Annotated in this window: 24 protein-coding genes and 1 pseudogene; 17 read left to right on the top strand and 8 right to left on the bottom strand. The window is 61.3% G+C overall.

The genetic code is table 11. The features are described 5' to 3' along the window. The first annotated feature begins 200 nt into the window (after positions 1–200). From rocF to ACPPVR_RS13275, 4 genes are all read left to right on the top strand, one after another. Positions 201–1,178 (top strand): arginase, encoded by a 978-nt coding sequence (gene rocF / locus ACPPVR_RS13260; RefSeq protein WP_426614652.1) that lies wholly within the window; start codon positions 201–203, stop codon positions 1,176–1,178. Between the two features lie 159 nt (positions 1,179–1,337). Further along, on the top strand, positions 1,338–2,609 hold the full coding sequence (gene soxC, locus ACPPVR_RS13265) for a sulfite dehydrogenase (RefSeq protein ID WP_426614653.1): 1,272 nt from the start codon (positions 1,338–1,340) through the stop codon (positions 2,607–2,609). Further along, positions 2,596–3,138 carry a c-type cytochrome gene (locus ACPPVR_RS13270; protein WP_426614654.1) on the top strand — a complete coding sequence of 181 codons (543 nt, stop codon included), beginning with the start codon at positions 2,596–2,598 and terminating at the stop codon, positions 3,136–3,138. The genes soxC and ACPPVR_RS13270 overlap by 14 nt, the downstream gene beginning before the upstream one ends. A 111-nt stretch (positions 3,139–3,249) precedes the next feature. Then, the gene (locus ACPPVR_RS13275) at positions 3,250–3,534 is read left to right on the top strand and encodes a hypothetical protein (RefSeq protein ID WP_426614655.1); all 285 of its coding nucleotides are present in this window, start codon (positions 3,250–3,252) and stop codon (positions 3,532–3,534) included. A gap of 4 nt (positions 3,535–3,538) precedes the next feature. Here ACPPVR_RS13275 and ACPPVR_RS13280 read toward each other — a convergent pair whose 3' ends face one another. Then, positions 3,539–4,753: a mandelate racemase/muconate lactonizing enzyme family protein gene (locus tag ACPPVR_RS13280; RefSeq protein WP_426614656.1), complete on the bottom strand. Its 1,215-nt coding sequence runs from the start codon at positions 4,751–4,753 to the stop codon at positions 3,539–3,541. A gap of 165 nt (positions 4,754–4,918) precedes the next feature. Here ACPPVR_RS13280 and ACPPVR_RS13285 point away from each other — a divergent pair, with 165 nt between their 5' ends. Then, positions 4,919–5,107, top strand: a complete 189-nt coding sequence (locus ACPPVR_RS13285; protein WP_426614657.1) for a hypothetical protein — start codon at positions 4,919–4,921, stop codon at positions 5,105–5,107. Positions 5,108–5,252: 145 nt separating this feature from the next. Here the strand turns inward: ACPPVR_RS13285 and ACPPVR_RS13290 are convergent, their stop codons facing one another. After that, positions 5,253–6,572, bottom strand: a complete 1,320-nt coding sequence (locus tag ACPPVR_RS13290; protein ID WP_426616096.1) for an NRAMP family divalent metal transporter — start codon at positions 6,570–6,572, stop codon at positions 5,253–5,255. 341 nt (positions 6,573–6,913) lie between these two features. On the opposite strand from ACPPVR_RS13290, the gene ACPPVR_RS13295 reads away from it, so the two are divergent. Then, positions 6,914–7,087: a DUF3606 domain-containing protein gene (locus tag ACPPVR_RS13295; RefSeq protein WP_426614658.1), complete on the top strand. Its 174-nt coding sequence runs from the start codon at positions 6,914–6,916 to the stop codon at positions 7,085–7,087. A gap of 66 nt (positions 7,088–7,153) precedes the next feature. Here the strand turns inward: ACPPVR_RS13295 and ACPPVR_RS13300 are convergent, their stop codons facing one another. The 3 genes from ACPPVR_RS13300 to ACPPVR_RS13310 all read right to left on the bottom strand — a co-directional run bounded on the left by ACPPVR_RS13300 (position 7,154) and on the right by ACPPVR_RS13310 (position 8,338). Beyond that, positions 7,154–7,339: a hypothetical protein gene (locus ACPPVR_RS13300; protein WP_426614659.1), complete on the bottom strand. Its 186-nt coding sequence runs from the start codon at positions 7,337–7,339 to the stop codon at positions 7,154–7,156. Between the two features lie 215 nt (positions 7,340–7,554). Further along, positions 7,555–7,704, bottom strand: coding sequence for a hypothetical protein (locus ACPPVR_RS13305; protein WP_426614660.1), 150 nt, complete (start codon positions 7,702–7,704; stop codon positions 7,555–7,557). A gap of 298 nt (positions 7,705–8,002) precedes the next feature. Then, complete coding sequence (locus ACPPVR_RS13310) at positions 8,003–8,338, bottom strand: GYD domain-containing protein (protein WP_426614661.1); 336 nt, start codon at positions 8,336–8,338, stop codon at positions 8,003–8,005. Between the two features lie 586 nt (positions 8,339–8,924). Between ACPPVR_RS13310 and ACPPVR_RS13315 the strand changes: the two genes are divergently transcribed. From ACPPVR_RS13315 to ACPPVR_RS13330, 4 genes are all read left to right on the top strand, one after another. Beyond that, the gene (locus ACPPVR_RS13315; protein ID WP_426614662.1) at positions 8,925–9,185 is read left to right on the top strand and encodes a hypothetical protein; all 261 of its coding nucleotides are present in this window, start codon (positions 8,925–8,927) and stop codon (positions 9,183–9,185) included. A 244-nt stretch (positions 9,186–9,429) separates the two neighbouring features. Next, positions 9,430–9,834, top strand: a complete 405-nt coding sequence (locus ACPPVR_RS13320; protein ID WP_426614663.1) for a hypothetical protein — start codon at positions 9,430–9,432, stop codon at positions 9,832–9,834. Between the two features lie 549 nt (positions 9,835–10,383). Continuing rightward, positions 10,384–10,632 carry a hypothetical protein gene (locus ACPPVR_RS13325; protein ID WP_426614664.1) on the top strand — a complete coding sequence of 83 codons (249 nt, stop codon included), beginning with the start codon at positions 10,384–10,386 and terminating at the stop codon, positions 10,630–10,632. A 413-nt stretch (positions 10,633–11,045) separates the two neighbouring features. After that, entirely contained in the window at positions 11,046–11,264 is a 219-nt protein-coding gene (locus ACPPVR_RS13330; RefSeq protein WP_426614665.1) for a hypothetical protein, read from the top strand. On the opposite strand, the gene ACPPVR_RS13335 is transcribed toward ACPPVR_RS13330, so the two are convergent. Beyond that, positions 11,265–11,600 carry a hypothetical protein gene (locus ACPPVR_RS13335; protein WP_426614666.1) on the bottom strand — a complete coding sequence of 112 codons (336 nt, stop codon included), beginning with the start codon at positions 11,598–11,600 and terminating at the stop codon, positions 11,265–11,267. It abuts the gene before it with no gap. 15 nt (positions 11,601–11,615) lie between these two features. Next, complete coding sequence (locus tag ACPPVR_RS13340; RefSeq protein ID WP_426614667.1) at positions 11,616–11,948, bottom strand: DUF1330 domain-containing protein; 333 nt, start codon at positions 11,946–11,948, stop codon at positions 11,616–11,618. Positions 11,949–12,237: 289 nt separating this feature from the next. Here ACPPVR_RS13340 and ACPPVR_RS13345 point away from each other — a divergent pair, with 289 nt between their 5' ends. From ACPPVR_RS13345 to ACPPVR_RS13370, 6 genes and pseudogenes are all read left to right on the top strand, one after another. Continuing rightward, positions 12,238–12,627: a hypothetical protein gene (locus ACPPVR_RS13345; protein WP_426614668.1), complete on the top strand. Its 390-nt coding sequence runs from the start codon at positions 12,238–12,240 to the stop codon at positions 12,625–12,627. A gap of 747 nt (positions 12,628–13,374) precedes the next feature. Then, the gene (locus ACPPVR_RS13350; RefSeq protein WP_426614669.1) at positions 13,375–13,674 is read left to right on the top strand and encodes a hypothetical protein; all 300 of its coding nucleotides are present in this window, start codon (positions 13,375–13,377) and stop codon (positions 13,672–13,674) included. A 12-nt stretch (positions 13,675–13,686) separates the two neighbouring features. Next, a pseudogene (locus tag ACPPVR_RS13355) lies at positions 13,687–13,782 on the top strand (PBSX family phage terminase large subunit); the annotation flags it as partial. A 226-nt stretch (positions 13,783–14,008) separates the two neighbouring features. Next, on the top strand, positions 14,009–15,277 hold the full coding sequence (locus ACPPVR_RS13360; protein ID WP_426614670.1) for a CaiB/BaiF CoA transferase family protein: 1,269 nt from the start codon (positions 14,009–14,011) through the stop codon (positions 15,275–15,277). Positions 15,278–15,384: 107 nt separating this feature from the next. Further along, entirely contained in the window at positions 15,385–16,614 is a 1,230-nt protein-coding gene (locus tag ACPPVR_RS13365; protein WP_426614671.1) for an acyl-CoA dehydrogenase family protein, read from the top strand. Between the two features lie 9 nt (positions 16,615–16,623). Next, complete coding sequence (locus ACPPVR_RS13370) at positions 16,624–17,187, top strand: flavin reductase family protein (RefSeq protein ID WP_426614672.1); 564 nt, start codon at positions 16,624–16,626, stop codon at positions 17,185–17,187. 6 nt (positions 17,188–17,193) lie between these two features. Here ACPPVR_RS13370 and ACPPVR_RS13375 read toward each other — a convergent pair whose 3' ends face one another. Then, entirely contained in the window at positions 17,194–18,099 is a 906-nt protein-coding gene (locus tag ACPPVR_RS13375) for an NAD(P)-dependent oxidoreductase (protein WP_426614673.1), read from the bottom strand. 177 nt (positions 18,100–18,276) lie between these two features. Here ACPPVR_RS13375 and ACPPVR_RS13380 point away from each other — a divergent pair, with 177 nt between their 5' ends. Beyond that, positions 18,277–19,260 (top strand): ABC transporter substrate-binding protein, encoded by a 984-nt coding sequence (locus tag ACPPVR_RS13380; RefSeq protein ID WP_426614674.1) that lies wholly within the window; start codon positions 18,277–18,279, stop codon positions 19,258–19,260. The last annotated feature ends 27 nt before the right edge of the window (positions 19,261–19,287 follow it).

Here is a 19,287-nt window from a genome sequence, read left to right on the forward strand (position 1 = left end):
TCTGAATAGCGGGCCCGAAGACCTTTGGCTATCCGCGACAGGCGCCGTGGTGAAACGGCGGGTGCCGGCCTTGCAGAGAAAATGCGGCGCGCGGGGTTTTGTTCCGGCCTGAAGGCCCGCGCCATGCCTTTTCCCCCGTGAAACGACGGATGCGAATCTCTGTTAGGCTGGCGCAGCACTTCTCATCTTGGGAGATTGCCGTGACCGATGGGACTATGACAGATCGAGCCCGGCGCATCGCCTTGCTCGGTGCGCCCATCGACATGGGGGCCTCGCAGCGCGGAACCCTGATGGGACCGGCGGCGCTGCGCACCGCCGGTCTTGCGACATTGCTCGAAAGCCTGGATTTCGAAGTCGTCGACCACGGCGATCTCTCCGTGGCCGATCTCGGCGATCTCGCCGACAAGCCGCCGGAGAAAGCCAACCATTACCGTGAAATCCAGCGTTGGACGCGCGTGCTGAGCCGCCGTGGCTATGAGATCGCCAAGACCGGCGCGATCCCGATCTTCCTCGGGGGCGATCACACTCTGTCGATGGGCTCGGTCAATGCGATGGCGCGGCATTGGCAGGAGGGCGGGCGCGAGTTATTCGTGCTCTGGCTGGACGCGCATGCCGACTACAACACGCCTGAGACGACGATCACCGCCAACATGCACGGCATGTCGGCCGCGTTCCTGTGCGGCGAGCCGGGCCTTGAGGGCCTGCTGGGCGATGATCCGCGCGCATCGATAGAGCCCGATAGGCTCGATCTGTTCGGCGCGCGTTCGATCGACAAACTTGAAAAGGAACTCATGCGCGCACGTCGGATCAGAGTTATCGACATGCGCCAGATCGACGAGTTCGGTGTCGCCGTGCTGATCCGGCGCGTCATCGAACGGGTCAAGGCAAGTAACGGCGTGCTGCATGTCAGCTTCGATGTCGATTTCCTCGACCCTGGTGTCGCGCCGGGCGTCGGTACCACGGTGCCGGGTGGGGCGACCTATCGCGAGGCACATCTGATCATGGAGCTGCTGCACGATTCGGGTGTGGTGGGATCGGTCGACATCGTCGAACTCAATCCCTTCCTGGATGAGCGCGGCCGGACGGCGCGCACCGCGGTCGAGTTGATCGGTAGCCTGTTCGGCCAGCAGATCGCGGACCGGCCGACGCCCAGCAATGCGATCGCTCCCGGCGAGTGACACGCGAGCGGTTTGTGCATCGCAAAGAATGGAACTGCTGCCGCGACCGGGGGATTTAGATCAGTCCTGATCGAAATCGCCTGCTTTTGAAATACGTGCGAATTGCAAATGCGCTTCGCAGAAGGTTTCATGCGGCCGAGCTTCAGCCGAGGGTTCGTAATGAGCAGCAGAATCGACGCCGACCAAAAATCCTTCAGGACCACACGACGAGGCTTTCTGCGAAGCGGCGCTGCAGTGGCGGGCGGCGCCGTTCTGGGTGCCAATACAGCTGCTGCCGCAGAAGCGGACAATCTTCCGCCTAACGTTCCCGACTGGATGAAGACGCCGGGCGAGCCGATGGGAAGCCAGCCCTATGGCACGCCGTCGCCGTTCGAGCAGGGCGTCGTCAAAAACATCTCGAAGACCCTCAAGCAGTACATTTCCGCGTCCAGCCGGACGCCATTGCAGGAGCTCGATGGCATCATCACGCCGAACGGCCTGTTCTACGAGCGGCATCATGGCGGCGTTCCGACCATCGACCCGGCGCAACACCGGCTGATGCTGCACGGCCTCGTCGAGCGTCCCCTGATCCTCACCGTGGATGATCTGCGGCGTTTCCCGTCGGAATCGCGCATCCACTTTCTCGAGTGTTCGGGCAACCCAGGCTACAGCAGGCCCTATGGCAAGACAGCATCGGATCTCGTGGGCTTGGTGAGCTGTGCCGAATGGACGGGCGTGAGTCTGAAGCTGGTGCTCCAGGAGGCCGGGCTAAAGCCGGATGCCAAATGGGTCGTTGCGGAAGGCGCCGACGCTGCCGCGCTGACCCGCAGCATTCCGATCGAAAAATGTCTCGATGACGCGATGCTGGTCTACAGTCAGAACGGCGAGCGACTACGGCCGCAGCAGGGATATCCGCTGCGGCTGTTCCTGCCAGGCTTCGAAGGCAATATGAGCGTGAAGTGGCTGCGGCGCCTGCACGTGGCGGCGGAACCCGCGTACTCGCGCGAAGAGACCTCGAAATATACCGACCTTCTGCCGGACGGGACTGCGCGCGAGTTTTCTTTCTACATGGAGGCGAAGTCGATCATCACGCGTCCGTCGGGCGGCCAGCGTCTGAGCGCGCCCGGCTTCCAAGAGATCAGCGGGATTGCTTGGAGCGGACATGGCAAAATCGCGCGTGTCGAGGTGTCCGTCGATGACGGCAAGATCTGGCAGGAGGCGCGGCTGCAGGAGCCGGTGCTGACACGCGCCCTCACGCGCTTCCTCCTGCCTTGGCGATGGGACGGCAAGCCCGTAGTGATCCAGAGCCGCGCGATTGATGAGACCGGCTACGTGCAGCCGACGCTCGCCGAGTTGCTTGCGGTACGTGGTGAGAACTACTTCTACCACAACAACGCGATTTGGCCCTGGCACATCGCGGCCGACGGCGAGGTGACCAATGCGCTTGCGTGAGACTTGCGGTATCGCCATCGCGATCCTGCTGTGGACCTGGGCGGGTGGTGCACAGGCGCAGGGCCCTTACGGCATCGGACGGTCGGCGACGGCTGCGGAGATCGCTGGCTGGAATATTGATGTCGGGCGCGATGGCAGCAATTTGCCTGAAGGCCGCGGCTCGGTCGGTCAGGGACGCGATGTGTTCGCGCAGCAATGCGCTTCTTGCCATGGCGAGAAGGGCGAGGGCGGCGTCGGCGATCGTCTCGTCGGTGGGCAGGGTACGATCGGCACACCCAAGCCGATCCGCACTGTCGGCAGCTACTGGCCTTATGCGACGACGCTGTTCGACTATATTCGTCGCGCCATGCCGCAGAACGCGCCGCAGTCGTTGAGCAATGAGGACGTGTACGCAGTGTCGGCCTACATCCTGAGCTTGAACGGATTGGTCGCAGCTGACGCGACGCTGGATGCGAAATCGCTTGCGGCCATCAGAATGCCGAACCGCGACAGGTTCGTCGGCGATGCGCGCCCTGACGTGAAGCATTGAGGTTGCAGGCCTCAAGTTCCGCGCATTGGCTCGGAACTTGCTTGAGCAAAAACGGAACTCGTGGGGGCACAGTTGAGTTAACCCGCGAGAGGAAAAAGTATGGATTCTTCGATGACCACAGATCGTTTCGCGAACTCCATTTCCATAGCGCTTCGCCATCCCGGGGTGATCGCGCTGATCGTGGCCGGCATGACGATTGCTGCGATGCTGATCGTCGATCACGGGCCATGGAGCCGGGCCAAGGCGCAACCGGCTCATGTCGCAATGTATGCGACGACGGGCGACGCGGCGCGAGCTGTAGGCGCCAAGGTGCTACCAACTGAACCGAAGTCGCCGGTAGAGCCGGAGCGGCCGGGGCCAACGACGTCCCCGACCGTTAATCCCGTGACGCCGTAAGACTTCAGTTCTTGCGGCCATAGTTGAGAAGCCCGCCGCTCGCCTTGGGCGGATGCGCGCGAAGGGCTTCCTCGTTCGGCTCGGTGCCCCAGCCGGGACGGTCGGGAATGACCAGATGGCCATTCTGGATTTGCGGCTCATGCGTGAACAGCTCGCGGTCCCAGGCGAGGCGGTCGATGTCGATCTCCATGATGCGCAAGTTCGGCACGGCAGCGCAGAAATGCGCGTTCATCATCGAGCAGAGATGGCCATAGAAATTATGCGGTGCGACATTGACCTCGAACGCTTCCGCTGCTGATGCGATCTTCATGGACTGCCAAACGCCGTTCCACGGCGTATCGATGATCGCGACGTCCATTGCTTGTTCGCGGAAATATGGCAGGAACTCGCGCAGGCCCAATAGCGTCTCGCAGGACGAGATCGGATGCGGGCTCTGTCTTCGGATATAGCCGAGCGCTTCGGGATTGAAGCTGTCGATCTCGATCCAGAACATGTCGAGGTCGGCAATGGTGCGCAGGATTTTCAGATAGCCTTCGGTCTTGGCGTTGAAATTGCAGTCGAGCAGGATGTCGACGTCGGGACCTGCGCCGTCGCGGATTGCTTCCAGATGCGTGCGCAGGTCGCGCAGGATTTTCCGGTCGACATTGATCTCGGGCGCGAAGGGCGAACCGAAGCCGGGCCGCCAGCCGGTCGGCTTGCCGTCGTCATAGGAGAAGATGTTGGTCTTGAGCGCGGTAAACTTCTTCTCGCGCACCTCGCGTCCCATCGCCTTGACGCCGTCGAGGTCCTCGATCGGCGGCTTGTACCAGGAGGGATGATTGATCCGCCACGTCGCGCAATGCGACCAGTAGACCCGGACGCGATCGCGGATCTTGCCGCCGAGCAGTTCGTAGCAGGGCACGCCGAGACACTTGGCCTTGGCATCGAGCAACGCATTCTCGATCGCGCCGAGCGCCTGCGCCACTACGCCGCCCGCGGCAGGGCGGGTGGCGGCGAATAGCTCGGGGTAGATGCGCTCGTGCTGGAAGACGTTCTGCCCGATGACGCGGGCTGAGAGGCGCTGGATTGCAGCGCCGACGCCGGGCGAGCCAAAGCCCTCGTCGAATTCGCTCCAGCCGACGATGCCGTCTTCCGTCGTCAGCTTGACGAAGTGGTAGTTTCTCCAGCCGGCGTCGCAGGCGAGGATCTCGAGACTTGTTGCTTTTGACGAGTTTGTCATGTCGCTCCCTGTCGCCCGCTCGGGCGTTTATTGCTCTTGTGGTCCGGTCGTAGGTCCGGCCCCAGCTGCAACTGTTATGCTAGCGACAGGCCGGCGTGAAGTCCGCGAAGGAGGCGCCCGGCGCGCATTTCCGGGCGTTTGGGCGGCGGGATTTTAAAATTTGCCATGATCTTGCCCGGGATCGTCGCGAAATTGCACCGCGGCCTGACGTTTTTGGCCACAATCGGAACCGACGCTGCGGCCATGAAATTCATGGCGATGATCTGGATTCTGGCGCTGCTCACGATGAGTGGGGCGGCCATTTCCGATCAGCTTCTGACGGCCGATCAGCACGTCGCGCATGGGGTGAAATAGGCGCGGCGGGCTTGGGTACTATTGTCTTTGGGGGAGGACAGCGATGCTTTCGGTAGACCAGTTCTTGCGCTTCGTCAGCGTGCCCGCTGTGTTCGCGGCCTTCGTCGTCGCGTCGCAGATTTCGGCGGCGCTGTCGCCGGCCTGATCAGCCGATCACGACCGAGCCGAACAGCGCGAGGACGGCCAGCGCCATCAGCGCGGTGCCGAGCCATCCCAGCGCGACGAGCCATGACCGCGCCTTGAAGCGGCCCATGACCTTCTTGTTCGAGACGATCAGCATCATCATCGCCATGATCGGGACGGCGACGATGCCGTTGAGCACGGCGCTCCACACCAGCATGTGGATCGCGCTGATGCCGGTGAAGCCGAGGCCGAAGCCGATGATGGTTGCGGCCGCGATGATGGTGTAGAAGCCGACCGCCTTCTCGGGCCTTGCCTCCAGCGTGGCGCGCCAGCCGAAAATTTCCGCAACGCCGTAAGCCGCCGAACCCGCCAGCACCGGGATTGCCAGCAGCCCCGTGCCGATGATGCCGAGCGCGAACAGCGCGAAGGTGAAATCGCCGGCGAGCGGCCGCAGTGCTTCGGCCGCCTCCGTCGCCGAATTGATCTTGGTGACGCCGTTGGCGTTCAGCACGGCGGCCGTGGTCAGGATGATGAAGAAGGCAATGCCGTTCGACAGCAGCATGCCGAGCGTGGTGTCGACCTTGATGCGCGCGAGTTCGGGATCTCCGCCGCGCTGTGTCTCCTCGCGCAGCGGCCGGTCGCGCTTGCCCTGGTTCATCTCCTCGACTTCCTGGGAAGCCTGCCAGAAGAAGAGATACGGGCTGATGGTGGTGCCGAGCACAGCGACCACCATCATGAAATAATCGGCGTTGACGGTCGCCTTCGGCCACACCGCGGCGAGCATCGCCGTGCCCCAGGGAATTTCCACGGTGAAGGCGGTCGCGACATAGGCGAACAGCGTCAGCGTCAGGAATTTCAGCACCGGCGCATAGCGGCGATAGGGCAGGAAGACCTGGAGGATGGTCGAGCCGGCCGCGAAGATCAGCGCATGCTCGTGGTTGAGCCCGCCGATGACCAGCGACAGTGCTTCCGCCATCGCGGCGATGTCGGCGGCGATATTGAAGGTGTTGGCGGCAACGAGCAGCGCCACGAGCCCCAGCACCAGCCAGCGCGGCGCAAGCTCCATCACATTGGCAGCCAGCCCCTTGCCGGTGACCCGGCCGATCTGCGCACTCACCAGCTGAATGGCGATCATGAACGGTGTGGTGAGGAAGACCGTCCAGAGCAGCCCATAGCCGAATTGCGCGCCGGCCTGCGAATAGGTGGCGATGCCCGACGGATCGTCGTCGGCAGCGCCGGTAATGAGGCCTGGCCCCAGCCTTTGCAGCAGCGTCGGCGCTGACTTCGTCGGTGCGACGACGGTGTCATGCTTCGAGGGGGCGCGTTTCGATCGGTTCGACAGGGCTGACCTTCCGGAATTGCGAATTCGAATCCTAAGCGCGACGATAGCCGAAAAGTTCCTTCCAAGCTCGCGCCGTCACCGGCGGCGGGCGCTTCCTTTGCCGTTGTCTAGCCCCCCTTTAAAACAGGCGCGTGACCGGTCCGCTCGCGACGATGCGCGAAGCCCTTGCGAATGGCACGTTTAAATTGTAGGGACGGCTTTGTCGACCGAGCCAGGATGCGTGCCGTGCCGTTCGCAACGTGCGCATGGACACCAGCGAAGTGTTTGTCCGAAGCCCCACGCGTCCAGGAACAGCTTTTCCGTGACGGCGTTTCCCCGTGTCGAGAACGAGGGACTCATCGATGGACAACCTGACGAAGCGCGAACAGCCGGACCGCAGCAAGATCAACATGCATGAGGCTTACGAGGTCAAGCACTGGACCCACGCGCTCGGCGTGTCCAGGGAGCAGCTGCAAAAGGCCGTCGACAAGGTCGGCAATTCTGCCGCAGCCGTCCGCAAGGAGCTTTCGAAATAGCCGCGACGCGGCGCAGGTCCTCTGTGCGCCCGGGCAGGAGGCCCGCGCTCCACACCGGGAGGTGTCCTACTTCATGCTGACGAACATCCCCCAGGCGCCGGCGAGTGCCGCGCCGGCGAAGACGATCACCGGGCTGTCGCAGAAGGCGCTGCCATAGCTGCACACGTCCCGGCCGAGCGAGCCGAGCTCGTGATGGCCCGCCGAATAGAACAGTCCCGAAAGCCCGAGCAACCCGGCGGCGACGTAATACATCGCGCATCTCTCCTCAGAACGAATGTGTGCCAGCATGGCGCGGAGAGATTTCGTTTCGCCGAATCCGGCCTGGTGCATTTGAATAAAGCTTGATGCGTCGGGTAAAACCACCGGCCGCATGCCACCGTCGGACTGTGTTGGCGTGCCTCTCAGGTTGAATCTTTAGCTTCTGAAAATCGGTAGTTGCTTGCGGGCGGCTTGGCAAGGCGTAGGATTCAGCTGATTTGCAAAATGGGAGGTACAGCATGCTCGCCGTCCTCGTTTTCAAAATCACCATTGTTGGATTGGGTGTCTTTTCGACAGTTCTCGCCTACAGGCTGATGAGCGCATGAGGCAAGAGGCCGCTGGTTGGCGGCCTCTTTCATGTTTCCCATCCCCGCAAGAACAGCCGACGTGACACGCGTCTCGCCTCCGGGCACACGCATTGAAGCGGCGTGTCCCTATCTGCTTTGCGCACCTGCCGGGAATTGAAAGGGGCCGCCTTGCGGCGGCCCCTTGCCGGTTGAAATCGTCCTACGGGATGGAAATATTATCAGCCCCGGCAGGACCAGATTACGGACTTCCACCATCCCGGAAATCCCGGACAACTACCGTATGGAAGGCTGACCTGATCCCTGGCCGTGGGCTCCGTTCGAGGGTGAGCTTCAAGCTGACGTTCAGGCGTCAGCTGCCCGGCGGGCTATAGGACGCGCGCAACTTGGCGGCGTTCTGCCGCACCTGCTTGATCTCATCCTGCGCGAAGAGCCGCGTCAATTTCACGTTCTGAAGCGCGCCCGTCGTGACGGTCAGTCCGGAGATGGCTGGCGCCGCACTCGGGTCGGGCACATCGAAAATCACGAGCACGCCGGGGCCGTCGGCCGCGACGCTGTACATCGAGATCAGCTTTCCGCCGGCCGCCTCGATGAGTTTTCTCGCCGCTTCCTCGCGGTTGGTGGTCGGCTTTTCAAGGATGGCGTTGAGCGCGCGTGGTGTGTATTGCCCGGTGAGACAAAAATGCATGGCATTCCTCCTTCTGGGGTTCATTCACGTTCGCGCCGTTCCGAGCTGGTCGTCACGACGGCCGTATCTGAAAAAGATGGAGTACAATGCCCGCCGTGGGCATAAACGCCGCCACTGACTGACGAGACTTCGGCACACCCCGTTGGCGGCTCGGCCGGGAAGATACATCAGACGGCGGGACCGCAAAAGGCGATTCCGGATGACGATGATCGACGCGATGGCAGCGAAGTACCGCCATGGCGCGATCCGCGGCGAGAATTTCTGACCCCGGTTGCGACGGCATCCTCGCCTCGTGGCGCAGCGAACCATCAGCCGCGTTGCATCTTGAGATTGAGCTTGCTCCGTCGGGCAAAACACCGGCACAATGGCATCATCGGAATGTGTCGCGCGTCACCGATCGGCGCCAAATCCGGTTTGACACTCCCGCCTGCGGATACGGCTGCGGCGATCATTCCCGCAATTGAACCGGCATCCGGTCTCGTCACACCAAAACCAGCAGGCCGATGGCCATGGCCGCCGCGGCCTTGCCGATCGATGGGCCCTACGGCCCGGTCATCGAGGCGGCACCTGATGGACGGATGTTGGCATGAACCCCGCTCTTGATCTCGGCTATCGCCTCGTTGCGCTCGCGTCGTGCGTCTATTGCGCCCGCAAGGCGTGGTACGGCTTCGCCGAGGGGAAAATCCAGTTCGTCAGCGATGACTGGCTGGACTGGTCGCGATGGTCGCGCCAGATGTTTTACCGGGACACCATGCCGATCCGGTACTGGATGCAAGTGGGCGGCTCGGCCTTCGGCGCGGTTCTGTGCCTCGTGGGCGCGATCATCGGGTGGCAGCCGAACAGCTGAGCGGGGCTGGAGCGGACGTCGTTGCGTGCCCGAGCTGAGGTCGGTTTATGGCCCCAATGTCGACATTCCCACCTTGCTGGGGCATGCGGTGTCCCTGAGGAAGAGCCCACGGATGGCAAGCCACGCAAGTGATCCGTGCCCGCCGAAATCCGGCGGCGATCTGTTCATTTTCGGCCTTGGCCCGGGCGAGACCTGCGTTGTATGATCGCCACGTTAAACCTGAGCGTGTTGCCAGGTGTGTACCATGTCGAAAATTTACGAGAAGGTTGTCATGAAGGCGGTCTTGTATCTCTTGATGTTGTCATTCGGTTTGCCCTCGTTCGCCGCCGACGTTCGCGCAAATCCTGGGTTCATAGACAACAGCGTTTACACGCAGCCCGTCGATGAAAATGCGATGAGTGAAAGCATTTTTCATGGTGAAACTGTTGATCCCTCGCTCATGGAAGCCCAGTACCTGGGAGCACCGAATACGGGGCCTTGTTCGCGGAACACGCCTCACGGCGAATATTGCTTTTGCAATCGCGGAGTGCTCCGCAGTCGCGATGGACTTCGAGATGGATGGTATTTCGACGGGAAGTTCGCCGTAAGGACAGGCTTTTACTTCTCTTACAACAAAGGTTCGCATACCGCCGTCTGCCGACGCAATTAGTCCAAGCCATTTCAACCAATTTGAGCGATCCAATCGTTGACGATGGCGGACATGTGGGATCATCCATTGTGGTTTCACGCCGCGCGCACCTGCTATTCGGAAAGGAAACAGAACTCCGTCCCCTGAGGAGAACGAATGGAAGCTCGCGTCAGCTTATGGACGTCGTTGCGTGCCCGAGCTGATGGCGAAGTTGGCGCGACAGAACGAGTTGTGGTCGCTCCAATTGGCGGCCTCTTTCATGTCAGGGCAAAGCCTCCGAGTCGCCTGTTGGCCCAGAACGGGCGTCGTCGCGTTGCAGAGCCGAGGCCGCTTGTGACACCACAGCGGACGCTGGATCATTCGGCGACGAAACAGTCCTGAAACACTCCTGAAACCAGATCACCCTGAACTCCGCCGTCGTTCGCCCCGACCAACGGAGCGAAAAGGAGACGATCATGATTCAGGTTGGTTCGAAGGAAGAAGTCGCGTTGCTCCTGGCGTTGTTTGGTTCGCACCCCCAGCCCGTCAGGAAGCCGAAGCCGACATCACCGCGCAACTGAGAGTGAACCCATGCCGGGCTTGGCCGATTGCCTGAGCTTCCTGCGCTTGCTGATTGCCAGGGGAGATCCGAAAGCGATCCCCTTGGCCACAGGCGCCATCGACGAGTATCTGCAAATGGCGCCGGTCAGCATACGCCGGAACGGCCTGCGCGTGCTCCAGCAGGACGCATGGGACCTGCATGGTGCCGGGGTCGGCGTGCAGCGCTCGTTCGCGGAAACGGTGGACGCTTATATCGAGCGGAAGCTGGCAGAGGAGTAGGTGGTCAACGCGATCAGTTTCTCGGGTCAGGTACCTTCGTTACTTTCGCAGGTTATCCGGGCCGCGGCGTTGCGAGGGAGCCTGTTCCCCGTCGTTTAGAGCGCGGGCTTTGCGATTAGCTCCTGAGTGCTGTGATATGCGCACTTAATCTTCGTATTGCAGCTTGGACAGATCCATACACGACCAAGACCCAAAGCGGACTCTGAAGAGCATCGCCCCAACAGTCTGGCAGGTCGTGGGTAGGCTTAGGACGCTAGCCCGTGTTGGTAAGTGACGCTGCCAAATATCGCGCCAGCGTCGGATTAGCGCGAAACCAAAACGCGCACGACGAAACCATTTTGTACCCCTCAAGAAGTAGCGTGGAATTATCCGCATCAGATCATTCCCGAAGTTTTCGCCAGGAGATTAGTCCCATGGATTATTTCCAGGAGGATTGCGCTCACGTCGCGAACCAGTTCGAGGCGGAGCCTACGAAGAGCACGAACGAGGAGGACAGAATCACTCGTAAGCGCTGGGCGCGGGGGCTCGTTGCGTTTTACGCTTGTGTGCTTCTGGCCGGTGCGACTGCAATTGGTGTCACGCAGTACAAAGCGCCTTCGACCGGTACGGAACAGCACGCATCGCTGAAGTAGCTAAACTGGCAGCCGAAGCCAGACGTCTTTACTGGATAGCGTGCCGGTTGGCGTGGCAATCTCCATGTCGGCGACGCGAAACGAGCCGGGCTGGTCGTCGTAGACGTACTTGAGGTGCCACAACGGGCCGACGTCTGGCGAAATGGCAAAATCGTCCAATGCGACTGTGATGTTGTGAACGGCATCGCGGCGCGCAATCGGCGCGGAGAACATCGCATCTAACAGGGTGGCCAAGCTCATGCCGTCGACTAGCATAGCCCGCGCGCATTCGTCGCCGTGAGTAAGCCGGAGGGCTGTCACGATGATCGCAATAGCGTCGGGGTTCTTGAGTGTCACGGTACAGTCATACGGCTACGCGCCGGGGAATGCCCAAGCGTTTAGAGTGGCGATGCCCTCGCGAATCTTCTTGATTGCCGGATAGTCCGGCGAATCCCAGAAGGCATGGATGGCTTCCATCGAGGGGAATTCGAACATGACGACCGGGCGGGTGTCGTGCTCGCCTTCGAACACTTCCACCTTCGCGCCCCTGGCGGCAAGTTTGCCGCCGAACTTGGCGATGAACGGAACGACGGCCTCGCGGTACTTCTGGTACTGTGCTTCATCAGTGATCGAAACTTGCACGATAAAATATGCGGTCATGATGTAAGTGCCTCCCGAGAAAATGGTGTGGGGCAATGCCATCATTCTGCATCAGTCCCGTCAGCGGTTGCAACAGCGACCTTGGCGGCCCGCAGCCCCCGCCGCCGGGGCGGGGGCCTTGCATCTCTACAAAAAAACGGGCTCTAACCGGCCGATAGGAAAAAAAGCAAACCGGCGATCCTGAAGGGTGTGGCTACAGTCAGAGTTTGACTCGTCGGGCAAAACACTGGCAGAATGCCACCATCGAAAAGAGTTTGGTTCAGCCCGCGCGGAGCAATCCGAGGCGGGCTTTTTGTTTACGGAGATGCAATTGCCTTCCTAGAAAGGATTTGAAATGAAAAAATTGAAGAGGGGCAATGAACCGCCTGTCCCCGTCGTTCAGCAAGCCGTGAGCGAAAGTTTCATGGCCCCTACGCTGGCGGACGTCGAAACGTTGGCAAGAGCCAAGACCGAGGCCGCAATCAATGTGCTGGCCGTGATCATGTATCGAGAAACAGCAAGTCCGTTTGCGCGCGTGGCCGGCGCAACCGCGATTCTCGATCGGGGTTGGGGTAAGCCGGTTCAACCGTTAGCCACCGACAAGGCTCCCGTCGAATTGCTGCATCGGATTGAACGCGTCATCGTCCATCCGGACCATTCGCCAACAATTGTCGAGCAGATTGATGACGCGGAGCCGCCGGACGTCCCACAACTCATCTCGCCGTCGAAGAAGAAATTGCAATGACCGTGAGAATGCCGGCGAGCATCATTCCGGCTGCAGTACGATTTTATCGACCGCCCTTCCGACGCGTTTGACTCGTCGGGCAAAACACTGGCAGAGTGTCATCATCGAGATGAGTTTGGTTCAGTCCGCGCGGGACAATCCGCGGCGGGCTTTTTCATGTCGAACTCGGATCGCGAATACAAGGTTTGACTCGTCGGGCAAAACACTGGCAGAGTGTCATCATCGAGACGAGTATGGCTCAGCCCGCGCGGGACAATCCGCGGCGGGCTTTTTCATGTCGTACTCGGATCGCGAACACAAGGTTTGACTCGTCGGGCAAAACACCGGCAGAATGATATCATCGAGACGAGTTTGGTTCACCCGCGCGGGACGCAATTCCGCCGCGGGTTTTTTCGTCTCGATTCCAGAATCGGACGGCGGCCACGCATGATGGCCACGCACTCACAAGACATGGAGCGCCGAATGGCGCGCCGCCGTCCGAACCCCTTTATTGGCCGAGCACGCGCGAACGTGCCGGCCCGCGGCGCGAGTCCCTCGCTCCGCGCCGCTGCGGTCCCCGGACACGGGGATAGGGTTCGCGCCCGAAACGATCGCGCCTCGTCGCGCGATCTGCCGCACTCTTGCTTTGATGGAGAAAACGATGACGGCGTATCTGATATCGCTCGCGACTGCGGGCCTGATCGCGATTGCCTTGTGGGAGATTGTTGCTTGAGTGATGATCTCGAATGCGAGCACGGGAGCCCTCCAGTGCGCCGGCCTGTCGCCAGGAGGACGTCGAAAGCGCGAACGCTGACCGAAATTCGTTCTCTGGCGCGCAGCCATACCAAGACGGCTATCAGCGTTCTCGTCGGCGTCATGCGCAGCGATGATGCAACGCCGGCCGCCCGCGTTTCGGCCGCGAACGCGATCCTCGATCGCGGCTGGGGCAAGGCAGCACAGCCGCTCGAGAACGGGGAGGACAGTGCTCTGGAATTGATCCACCGGATCGAGCGCATCATCGTGCATTCGGAACATTTTGACGGCGAGGACACTGGCGCCATCACTTGAGAAGAGGCGCCGATGTCCATCCTGAAAATTCCGACAGCCAAGATTTTCGAGCCGCTGCTGAAACCCGCGCGCTACAAAGGCGTTTACGGAGGACGCGGTTCGGGCAAGTGGCTCAGATAAGTCCGCAATTGTCCGGTTTCCCGTGATGCGGAACGTCACTTCTGCAACGAATAATTGCGCGATCGGATTGGCCCGGCAGCCTGATGGCTGCCGGGCCCTTTTGCGTTTTGCGAGAGAGTTGGATCAGGCCCTTGCGCAGTTGGTGATGCCGGGCTTTAAGTTTGTTCTTGCAGGAAATTCGGCGACCACAAGCCGATGTAAGGGAGCTCTATCGATGTCCACCAAGCCGCAATTGCCGGAACGTCCGTCGCGGGCGGCGGGAGGGCCAACCGCTCTCGATGGCCTGCTGGTCGTCGATTTCACGCGTGTGGTGGCGGGGCCCGCCTGCACACAGACGCTCGCCGATTTCGGCGCACGCGTCATCAAGATCGAAAATCCAGATGGCGGCGACGACACGCGCGCCTATGAGCATGCCGAGATCGGTGGCGAAAGCGCAGCCTATCTCAGCCTGAACCGCAACAAGCAGGGCATCGCGCTCGACCTTGCCGTGCCGGAGGCGCGTGAAATCGCGCTGGATCTGATCCGCAAGGCGGATGTGGTCGTGGAGAATTTCTCGAGCGGGGTCATGAAGAAATTCGGCCTCGACTACGGGGCGGTCGCGCCCCTCAATCCGCGGCTGGTCTACTGCTCGATCTCGGCCTATGGACGTACCGGACCTTTCGCCTCGCGCCCCGGTTTCGATCCCATCACGCAGGCGGAAAGCGGCTTCATGTCGCTCAACGGGTTCGCGGATGGTCCGGCCGTCCGCACGGGCCCGCCCATCGTCGACATGGCGACCGGTATGTCTGCTTGTAACGCCATCCTGCTTGCTCTGCTGGCTAGGGATCGGCTGGGGCGCGGGCAGCATGTCGAAGTCGCTTTGTTCGATGTCGCCATGGGTATGACAGGTTTCTACGGCATGGCCTATCTCATCAATGGTGAGAATCCCGGCCGGTTCGGCAATTCGCCGAGCGGTTCGCCAACCGTCGGCGTCTACGAGGCGTCCGACGGGCCGCTCTACATGGCCTGCGCCAACGACCGGTTGTATCGGCGCCTGGTCGTCGAAGTGCTGAACCGACCAGATCTCATCACCGATCCGCAGTTCGCTACGCGGAAGGCTCGGTCCGAGAACAAAGAGCTCCTGCGGTCGGCCATCGCGGAGATCTTCGCAAGCGATAGTCTTGAGAACTGGATGGCGAAGATGAAGCTGGCCAACATTCCGGTCGGCTATCTCCGTACCGTCGAAGAAGGTTTTAATGCGCCCGAAGCGCGTGAGCGCCAACGTTTAAGCCGGATTCCGCATCGCACGGCGGAATGGGTGCCAAATATCGAAACGCCAATCACCATGGGTCTGACAGCAGCGGTTGATCCGGTGGCCGCGCCGCTATTGGGCGAGCATACCGAGGGCATCATGCGTCAGACGCTTGGCTACGACGAACGCCGGATTGCGGCGCTGGTCGAAAAAGGGGCCTTTGGACTGCGCAAGGCCGCGACGTCGGTCTGAGCACCGTTGCGCACTGTGATCGGCACTTCACGAACCGCAACTAACGCTGCACCAGCTTGATTTGGCGCGGTTCCCGCCGCATAACTGTGTGAGAACGAGGGACACGAATGGCGCCTGGTCAAGAGCCGAGCACGGGTCAGTCGGCGGGGACAGATTCCGGCGATCGCGCCTATGCGTCGATGATCGCGAGGGCCCAATCGCTGTTGCCGCAACTGCGGGAGCGGGCGGCCCGGACCGAAGAGTTGCGGCACCTGCCGCCGGAGACAGAGCGGGACCTGCATGACTCCGGCTTGTTCCGGATGCTCCAGCCGAAGCGTATCGGCGGCGCCGAGCTAGACTACGTCGCCCTGATCGACTGCGCAGACCTGCTCGGACAGGCGGACGCGTCCGTGGCCTGGAATCTGGCCAATCTGGCGAGTCACCACTGGATGCTCGGTATGTTCGCGCAGAGAGCGCAGGATCTGGTCTGGGGCAGCGACCCGGATGTACTGATCGCGTCATCGTTCATCTTCCCCGCCGGCCGCGCCAGGAAGGTCGAGGGGGGATACCGGCTACACGGAAGTTGGCCGTTCTCATCGGGCGTCGCCTCCTGTGATTGGAACATGCTCGCAAGCGTCGTCTCGTCCGACGACGAGGCCGATGGCATCGAATACCGCATCTTTCTGTTGCCCAAGGCCGACTACAAGATTCTCGATACCTGGAACGTCACTGGATTGCGTGGCACGGGGTCGTCGGACGTAGAAGTCAGGGACGCTTTCGTGGCCGACCATATGACGGTCGCCGTGGGAGGTCTCGCTGGCGGCCCGACACCGGGAAGCAAGGTGAATCCCAATCCGTTGTACGCGCTGCCTGTGTTCTCGCTGTTTCCCTACGTTTTGTCCGGCGTCGCACTCGGGAATGCGCAGGCATGCCTGGACGATTATGCGGAGGTCGCGCGCCACCGCATATCGACCTACAATCGCGCCAAGCTGAGTGATTTTCAAAGTACCCAGATCAAGATCGCGGAGGCCTCGGCCAAGATCGATGCTGCACGTTTGATCATGCGCTCGGCCTGTATCGTTGCCATGGAGGACGCTCGACGTCGTCACATTCCGGACATGGCGACCAAGACCAGGTATCGGCGCGATGGCGCCTTCTCGGTCAATCTATGCACTGACGCGGTTTCGATGCTGTTCGCGGCAAGCGGGGCGCGTGGCCTGTTCACGACAGGTGTATTGCAGCGGCAATTCCGCGATGCGCACGCAATCAATTCGCACCTCGCATTCAATTTCGATGCGGCCGGAACCAACTATGGACGCGTGGCACTCGGCCTGCCGTCCGAGAATCTCACCTTGTGAGGCCGGCCGATGAATGATCTGCCGAAGCAGCCGGCCGTCCCTGATCCAGCGAACGAATTCGCGAGCGACAGCTCATCGATCGATCCCCGCGACTTTCGCAACGCGCTCGGCACCTATGCCACGGGTGTGACGATCATTACGGCTACAGGTCCGGACGGAAAGCCTTATGGCTTGACCTGCAACTCGTTCGCTTCGGTCTCTCTGAACCCGCCGCTGGTTCTCTGGAGCCTCGTTGTCTACTCGTCGAGCTTGACCGTGTTTCAGAATGCCAGCCATTTCACCGTCAACGTGCTTGGTGCTTCGCAGCAGGCGCTCGCGAACAAATTCGCAAAATCGTCCGATGACAAATTTACCAACGTCGACTGGAGCCCTGGCCTCGGCAACGCTCCGGTCCTGGCGGAAAGCGTCGCCAACTTTCAGTGCCGCTCCGTCAATCGCTACTACGGCGGCGACCACGTGATCTTTCTCGGCGCTGTCGAGGCTTATACTTACAACGCGAAAGAGCCGCTGCTTTTTGCGCGAGGGACGTTTGGCCGATTCCTGGGTGACGATGAGAGCAAGACGTCACCGTAGCGAGTTTCAGGCTTCCGCTGAGAGCTTGTAGATCTCCAGCGCATCCGCGTTAGCGCCACGCGCAGCCTTTGCCAGTCTGAAAATCTGGCCCGCGAGTGCGGCCATCGGCACCGGCGTTGATGTTGCCTGCGCGACATCTGCAACCGTGTCGAGGTCCTTGAGCATCGTCGCAATGTGACCGAGCGGCGGCGAGTGGATGCCCTGGACCATACGCGGCACGAAGAGCTGAAGCGGTATCGAATCCGCAAAGCCGCCGGCGAGCGCCTCGGGCAACCGATTGGCGTCAATTCCAGCGTTCACGGCAAGGCGCGTTGCCTCTGCAAGGACGGCCATCGCACATCCAACGATGACTTGGTTACAGAGCTTTGTGGTCTGGCCGGCACCGGTGGGTCCCATGTGAGTGAACCTGCGTGCCATGGCCAGCACGTAAGGCCGCACCCTTTCGATGTCGGCGGCTTCTCCGCCGGCCATGATGGCAAGCGTGCCTTCTTCGGCTCCTTTGGTGCCGCCGGACACCGGTGCATCAATCCAGCCCGCGCTGTTCGCCTCTTTCAGTCGAGCTGCGAGATTGCGCGCGGAATCCGGATGAATCGACGAGAAGTCGACCACGAGTTTGCCGGCACCAGCCGCCGCCGAAATGCCCTCGGATCCGAAAATCACCTCTTCGACCGCTGCCGCATCCGTCACGCACATGAAGACGACGTCCGATCCCGACAGAACGTCGCGGGGGGAAGCTGCGCGTTTGGCGCCGGCCTCGACGAGCGGAGCAACCTTGCCCTCCGAACGGTTCCAGACGGTCACCTGGTGGCCGGCCTCGAGCAGGCGCCGGGTCATCGGCGTTCCCATCAGTCCGAGGCCGAGATAGCCGAGCCTCTCGACGCCTTGCTGGTTTGCCTTGCTCGCATCAGCCATAGGTTGCTTCCTTCTGTCGCGGCGCAATGGTGCGCGACCGCTGCCGCACCATACATAACGCTTGACGCAGCGAAACCGACCGGCATGCATGGCTTGCTTGATTGTTTGAACCATGAAACATTTGGGCCGGTCGGGTTGGGTGGCGTCGGTCGGCGCCGGAGCAACGGAGTGGGCGCGATGCGAGCGGTTTCGAGGTGGATGCTGGCAATAGGGGCCGCGGCGGCCATGATTGCGGGCGCAAGCCCCTCACGGGCGCAACAGACAATCCGCGTCGGTTGGACGATCCCGGCCGAGGAATCCAAATATTGGATGATGCGCAGGCCGGCCGAATTTCCCGATATCGGCAAGACCTACAACATCGAGTGGACCCAATTCCAGGGCACCGCGCCGATGACGCAGGCGCTCGCAGCCGGTGCGCTGGACTGCGCCACGCAGGCGCCGCTGTCGCTCGCCAACGGCGTGGTTGGCGGCAATCTCAAGGCCTACATCGTGGCGCAACACGTCTTCGAGAAGCCCGGCGGTTTCTCGGTGTACTGGGCGGTCATGGATGACTCGCCGATCAAGACGATTGCCGATCTCAAGGGCAAGACGGTCGGCATTTCCGTGATTGGTGGCGGCACGCAAGGGCCATTCAACCTGCTCCTGAAGCAGAACGGTGTCGATCCGGCCAAGGACATCAAGTTGGTCGAGGTCGGTTTTGCCGTCTCCGAAGACGCATTGCGTCAGGGCCGGGTCGACGCGGTCAACATGAACCAACCGTTCGCAGCGCGCGCCGAGGCGAAGGGGGGAACGCGAAAGCTGTTCTCGTTGTCGCAGGCGATGCCGAACATCGTGCACATTCTGGAAGCGTGCCGCGCCGATTTCGTCGACAAGAACCCGGAGCTGGTCAAGGCCTATGTCCGCGACATCACATCAGGAATGAAGAAGGCGCTGGCGAACCGCGAAGAGACCCTCAAGGTGGTGTCCGAGGTGCTGAAAGCGCCTGTTCCGGTGCTCGAGACCTATCTCCTCAAGGATAACGATTTCGGCCGCGATCCCGGTGCCGCGCCGAATTTTCCTGCGATCCAGAAGATGCTGGACATCTACGCGGAAACGGGTTTGCTCCCGAAGCTGGATGTCGCGCAGTTCAAGCATCCGACGATCGTCGCGCCTCTTCAGTAGGCGATCGCTTGTTGAATTGATGAGGTC

Origin of the sequence: Bradyrhizobium sp. McL0616 (genome assembly GCF_049993385.1) — a bacterium.
In the GTDB taxonomy this organism is placed as follows: Bacteria; Pseudomonadota; Alphaproteobacteria; order Rhizobiales; family Xanthobacteraceae; genus Bradyrhizobium.

What these genes read in the sequence shown, in the direction of transcription:
- ACPPVR_RS13325 (WP_426614664.1), top strand. Translation starts at nt 10,384, where the DNA reads ATGCCGGGCTTGGCCGATTGCCTGAGCTTCCTGCGCTTGCTGATTGCC.
- ACPPVR_RS13380 (WP_426614674.1), top strand. Translation starts at nt 18,277, where the DNA reads ATGCGAGCGGTTTCGAGGTGGATGCTGGCAATAGGGGCCGCGGCGGCC.
- ACPPVR_RS13320 (WP_426614663.1), top strand. Translation starts at nt 9,430, where the DNA reads ATGTCGAAAATTTACGAGAAGGTTGTCATGAAGGCGGTCTTGTATCTC.
- ACPPVR_RS13300 (WP_426614659.1), bottom strand. Translation starts at nt 7,339, where the DNA reads ATGTATTACGTCGCCGCCGGGTTGCTCGGGCTTTCGGGACTGTTCTAT.
- soxC (WP_426614653.1), top strand. Translation starts at nt 1,338, where the DNA reads ATGAGCAGCAGAATCGACGCCGACCAAAAATCCTTCAGGACCACACGA.
- ACPPVR_RS13345 (WP_426614668.1), top strand. Translation starts at nt 12,238, where the DNA reads ATGAAAAAATTGAAGAGGGGCAATGAACCGCCTGTCCCCGTCGTTCAG.
- ACPPVR_RS13275 (WP_426614655.1), top strand. Translation starts at nt 3,250, where the DNA reads ATGACCACAGATCGTTTCGCGAACTCCATTTCCATAGCGCTTCGCCAT.
- ACPPVR_RS13375 (WP_426614673.1), bottom strand. Translation starts at nt 18,099, where the DNA reads ATGGCTGATGCGAGCAAGGCAAACCAGCAAGGCGTCGAGAGGCTCGGC.
- ACPPVR_RS13295 (WP_426614658.1), top strand. Translation starts at nt 6,914, where the DNA reads ATGGACAACCTGACGAAGCGCGAACAGCCGGACCGCAGCAAGATCAAC.
- ACPPVR_RS13365 (WP_426614671.1), top strand. Translation starts at nt 15,385, where the DNA reads ATGGCGCCTGGTCAAGAGCCGAGCACGGGTCAGTCGGCGGGGACAGAT.
- ACPPVR_RS13280 (WP_426614656.1), bottom strand. Translation starts at nt 4,753, where the DNA reads ATGACAAACTCGTCAAAAGCAACAAGTCTCGAGATCCTCGCCTGCGAC.
- ACPPVR_RS13360 (WP_426614670.1), top strand. Translation starts at nt 14,009, where the DNA reads ATGTCCACCAAGCCGCAATTGCCGGAACGTCCGTCGCGGGCGGCGGGA.
- ACPPVR_RS13370 (WP_426614672.1), top strand. Translation starts at nt 16,624, where the DNA reads ATGAATGATCTGCCGAAGCAGCCGGCCGTCCCTGATCCAGCGAACGAA.
- ACPPVR_RS13330 (WP_426614665.1), top strand. Translation starts at nt 11,046, where the DNA reads ATGGATTATTTCCAGGAGGATTGCGCTCACGTCGCGAACCAGTTCGAG.
- ACPPVR_RS13310 (WP_426614661.1), bottom strand. Translation starts at nt 8,338, where the DNA reads ATGCATTTTTGTCTCACCGGGCAATACACACCACGCGCGCTCAACGCC.
- ACPPVR_RS13305 (WP_426614660.1), bottom strand. Translation starts at nt 7,704, where the DNA reads ATGAAAGAGGCCGCCAACCAGCGGCCTCTTGCCTCATGCGCTCATCAG.
- ACPPVR_RS13315 (WP_426614662.1), top strand. Translation starts at nt 8,925, where the DNA reads ATGAACCCCGCTCTTGATCTCGGCTATCGCCTCGTTGCGCTCGCGTCG.
- ACPPVR_RS13340 (WP_426614667.1), bottom strand. Translation starts at nt 11,948, where the DNA reads ATGATGGCATTGCCCCACACCATTTTCTCGGGAGGCACTTACATCATG.
- ACPPVR_RS13285 (WP_426614657.1), top strand. Translation starts at nt 4,919, where the DNA reads ATGATCTTGCCCGGGATCGTCGCGAAATTGCACCGCGGCCTGACGTTT.
- ACPPVR_RS13270 (WP_426614654.1), top strand. Translation starts at nt 2,596, where the DNA reads ATGCGCTTGCGTGAGACTTGCGGTATCGCCATCGCGATCCTGCTGTGG.